Origin of the sequence: Agriterribacter sp. (assembly GCF_035444585.1) — a bacterium.
Taxonomy (GTDB): domain Bacteria; phylum Bacteroidota; class Bacteroidia; order Chitinophagales; family Chitinophagaceae; genus Agriterribacter.
On record NZ_DAOMOZ010000333.1, the window covers coordinates 1 to 3,307 of the forward strand.

Here is a 3,307-nt window from a genome sequence, read left to right on the forward strand (position 1 = left end):
CGCAGCGACTGGTCGTAGGTAATGTATTGCCACATCCAGTTCACCAGGATCAACAAGCGGTTTTTAACACCGATAATAGACATCAGGTGCACCAGCAACCAGGCAATCCATGCGGCAAACCCCCGCAGCCTTATTTTTCCCGATTCGGCAACGGCACGGTTTCTCCCCACAATTGCCATGCTTCCCTTATCCCTATACCTAAAAGGTTTCATTTCTTTTTGCTGTACCAGCCTTTTTAAATTATCTGCCAACTGCACAGCCTGCTGCATTGCCACGGGAGCAACCTGGGGATATCCCCGGGGATGGGCTGGTGTTTGCATCCATGCAGCATCACCCAGCGCAAAAATACTATGTTGGCCCTTCAGCCGGTTAAACTCATCTACGGAGATGTTGTCGTTGGTTCGCAGGGTTTCGGCCGGAACACCGGTTAATGCCCTGCCTTTTATACCCGCTGCCCATATAAGGCAATGCGTGTAAAGGGTAGCATTGTTGCTCAGCGCCGCAGTATAGCCGTTATAGCGCTTAACCGAAATGCCCGCATGCACTTTCACCCCGAGCGCTTCAAGGTAAGACCTAACCTTCGCAGCAGACTGTTCACTCATTCCGTTTAGCAGCCTGGGAGCCGCTTCAACAAGGTGGATCTGCATATGGTCAAAGTTCAGCTCGGGATAGTCGCGCGGCAGGATCTGTGTTTTCATTTCAGCTATGGCTCCTGCCAGCTCAACGCCTGTAGGGCCTCCGCCAACGATTACAATATTCAACAGTGCCTCTCTTTCTTCACTGCTCCGGGCGATCAACGCCTGCTCATAATTTTGCAGCAGTGTGTTCCGCAAAAGCAATGCTTCCGATACCGATTTCATGGAAAAGGCATTTTGTGCAATGTCGGACATACCAAAATAATTGGTAACGGCGCCATGAGCCAGCACCAGGAAGTCGTATTCCAGTTCACCTGTTGAGGTAGATATTTTTTTATCGGCGGGGTGAACAGCCGTTACTTCCGCAATGCGGATAAATACGTTTTTCTTTTTTTGAAATACTTTGCGCAGTGGAAAGCTGATGCTATTGGGTTCCAGTCCGGCCGTAGCCACCTGGTAAAGGAGCGGCTGGAACTGGTGATAATTATTCTTATCTATTAGTATTACCTGAAAGTATATGGGTGACAGCTTTTTTGCAAGGGCGAGTCCTGCAAAACCTGCTCCTACTATTACCACCCTTTTTTGCGTTGATAATTTGCCGGGAATTTCCATGATATAGCCATTTTGATGATGTGCCAAAATTGTTCCGCGCATTCCGCAGCCGGTTCCGGCTTCAATTGTTCTGTATCCGTGTCCATTATTCGCCGGTGGCTTCATCCTTCGGGGGTAGCCGCTCATTCAGACCCGTATTTTCCATAAATCACCAAACCAAAATATCAATCCGGAAAATACAACACCGGGTCTGATGGCGGCTCAGATGGAGGGATCAGGGCTTTTCATGGATTCAGGCGCTTTTCCAGTGCTATTGCCTTGGGAAACAGTATATTGTTTTCGAGATGCACATGAATATGCAGGTCTTCCTCAAAATCATCCAGCATTTTAAACAGCAGGCTGTAGCTGGCACAGGCATCTCCGGGAAGTGCATAATTATTGCTGAGCGTCCTGATCTCTTCCATACACCTGCCGGCTGTTTCATGTTCAGCCTCCATCATATGTATGGGATTCTGCACACTGCCAAACTGCACCGCCCGCGGCGACTGGCTCCTGTCTTTTGCCATTACCAGTTCCTTGATAAAGGGAAATAATATTTTTTCCTCCTTCACCAGGTGCTCGCTCAGCTCTTTATTCACTTCCTCTACCAGTTGCTGGATGGGGATCAGTTCCGGATGATACGCGCCATGTACCTGTGCAACCTTTGAAGCATAAGCTCTTATGTCGGGTAATGTTTTGCGTATATAGCTGTGATGTGTATTTACAATATAGTCTGCCAGGAAATCAAGCCCCCAGTCATTATAGGGTAAAGGGCGTGCGGTAGGATTTTTATCCGCCTCCTGCAGCTCTTTCTCCACTTTGGTCACATCAATACCTTTTTCCGCACAGGCTTCTTTCACTGTTTGCTTGCCGCCACAGCAAAAGTCTAACCCATATTTTTTAAATACCTCGGCCTTACGCAGATCTTTAGCCGCAATTTCTCCCAGTGTTTCATCGCTTTCGCCGGTAACGCGTTTGCTGATGCGTATTTTCCACCATGCGGGACCCTGCTCCAGGTATTCCCATGTAAAAATATCGCCTCTTTCCCCAAGCAACTGGTAATAAAGGGGTTTGGGATCATGGTCGTTGTGAATGGTAAGACTTTCTCCCTCTTCCAGTTCATCGAACCTTGCAAAAATGGTAGGATGCTTTTGCCGGGGTTCCAGCAGGGTTACATTCAATATGTTCTCTGTAATGGTATCCATGTCGGTACTGTTTTAAAATTTAATTATAGCGCAAAGCTAAACTTTTTTTATAATAAAAGTATTTAATTACTTTTATTATTTTTATTTTACAAATCAATGACGTTGCGTCATTTTCAGGTAAAATCAAAATCAGTTTGTAACTTGCCAGCCGCTGAATAACCAATGCCAGGTCAATATCCTGGGGCTGTCTCAAAAGGCCGGTATGGAAGATATGCCACAAAGACACTAAGCCACAAAGCCCTGATCTTCAGATTTCATTTTCTTCGTGTTTTAGTGTCTTACTGGCAAAACATAACTTTTGAGACAGCCTCAGCTTTTCAACTTCCGTTTCGTGAAGCCACGAACCGGGACGGCAACATTCCCGATAAACACCGGAACAGGAAACAATTACGCATCTTTCAATTTAAGATCATCATGCAATACCGCATCCTCGGTAAAACGGCTTTAAGCATATCGGCACTGGGATTTGGCGTATCGCCGGTAGGCAATGTTTTTGAGCCTGTGGAAGAACAGGAAGGTATAAACGCTATACATTATGCCATAGATAACGGTATCAATTTTTTTGACGTAGCACCCTTTTACGGGGATACCCTTGCCGAAACCAGGCTGGGGAAGGCGCTGGAAGGAAAAAGACAGAATATCATACTGGCTACCAAATGCTGCAGGTATGCCACTCACTTTGATTTTTCATATCAGCGGGTGCTTAGCAGTATTGATGAATCCCTGAAAAGGTTAAGAACGGATCATGTAGACCTGCTGCAGATCCACGACATAGAATTTGGCACCGAAGAGCAACTGCTCAACGAGGCCATACCCGCAGCACTTAAAGTAAAAGAAAGCGGTAAGGCGCGCTATATCGGCTTTACCGGGCTGCCG

Annotated in this window: 3 protein-coding genes; 1 reads left to right on the forward strand and 2 read right to left on the reverse strand. The window is 46.7% G+C overall.

Going from position 1 to position 3,307, the window contains the following annotated elements:
- Nucleotides 1–1,373 (reverse strand): NAD(P)/FAD-dependent oxidoreductase (locus PLH26_RS21080; protein ID WP_324587991.1); only part of this gene is annotated, 1,373 nt, incomplete at its 3' end.
- Nucleotides 1,374–1,471: 98 nt separating this feature from the next.
- On the reverse strand, nucleotides 1,472–2,431 hold the full coding sequence (gene ric / locus PLH26_RS21085; protein WP_324587992.1) for an iron-sulfur cluster repair di-iron protein: 960 nt from the start codon (nucleotides 2,429–2,431) through the stop codon (nucleotides 1,472–1,474).
- A 414-nt stretch (nucleotides 2,432–2,845) separates the two neighbouring features.
- Between ric and PLH26_RS21090 the strand changes: the two genes are divergently transcribed.
- Nucleotides 2,846–3,307: aldo/keto reductase (locus tag PLH26_RS21090; RefSeq protein WP_324587993.1), on the forward strand; the 462-nt coding region annotated here is incomplete at its 3' end.